We start from the raw sequence: 1242 nt of genomic DNA on the forward strand, positions 1-1242 counted from the left end.
CGGCGGCAGGCCCGGCAGCGGCGGCAGGGCGGGAAGCGCCACGCCACCGTTGATCGCCGCGCCGGCGAGTACGAGCGTGCCACCCAGCGAGAGGACCGGCAGGAGTGCGACCCCCGAACCGCCCTCGCCACCCAGGCTGGCGGCGGCCTCCAGGGAACCGGCCTCGCCGATCGCCGATCCGAGGTTCGTCGATCCGACGCCCTGCAGGGAACCGTTCTCCAGCGAACCGGTGAGCGCGGTGAGCGACCCGTTGACCGCGGTGAGCTCTCCGAAGGACCCGGTCAGGACATCGGCGCTGCCGCCGGTCGAGCCGGTGATGAGGTCCGAGCTCTGGCCCGTGGAGCCGCTGTTGCCCGAGAGGGACCCGGAGACCTCCTCGATGGAGCCGGACAGCGCGGGCAGGATGCCGCCCTCGGCGATCGACCCGATGATCGGGTCGGCGGAGTTGCTCTCCACCGAGCCGGCGAGCTGATTGGCCGACCCGTTGGTCAGCGAGCCGGCGATCCCTTCGCCGACGAGCTCTGCGGAGCCGCCGATGCCGGCCGTCGAACCGTCCGGGAAGTTGGCGGACAACGGTGGGAGCTCCGCGGACCCACCGAGGAAGTTGAGCTCGGTGGACAGCGGCGCCATACCCAGCGACCCCATGCCCTCGGACCCGGTGAGGGGCGCGAGATCGGACGAGGTGAACTCGGCGGAACCGCCGAGAAGATCGAGCTCCGTCGAGAGCGGGGTCATCCCGAGGGAGCCGATCTCCGTCGACCCGAACTCGGCGGAGCCGCCCAGGAGTTCCGTGGACAGCGGCGTCATGCCGGTCGATCCCACGTCCCCGGAGCCCACCAGCAGTTCGGTGGAGAGCGGGGCCATGCCCACCGAGCCGACGAGCGGCGCCAGGTCGGAGGAGGTGAACTCGGCGGAGCCGCCGAGCAGGTCGGTGGACAGCGGGGCCATGCCGGCCGAGCCGACCTCGGTGGAACCGAACTCGGCCGACCCGAACTCGGCCGACCCTCCGAGCAGGTCGGTGGACAGGGGGGCCATGCCGGTGGAGCCGACCTCGGCCGAGCCGCCGAGCAGGTCCAGCTGCGTGGACAGCGGAGCGAGGTCCGAGGAGGTGAAGTCGGCGGAGCCGCCGAGCAGGTCGGTGGACAGCGGGGGGAGCTCGGAGGAGGCGGGCAGCTCGGCGGAGCCGCCGAGGAGGTCGGTGGACAGCGGCATCATGCCGAGTGAGCCGATGTCGGTGGAGCC

1 protein-coding gene is annotated in these 1242 nt (G+C 72.5%); it reads right to left on the bottom strand.

The window, feature by feature from the left end; translation table 11 throughout:
• On the bottom strand, positions 1 to 1242 hold a 1242-nt coding region (locus G6019_RS11940; RefSeq protein ID WP_182627678.1), incomplete at both ends, for a hypothetical protein.

The sequence above is a fragment of the Dietzia sp. DQ12-76 genome (assembly GCF_014145045.1).
GTDB lineage: Bacteria > Actinomycetota > Actinomycetes > Mycobacteriales > Mycobacteriaceae > Dietzia.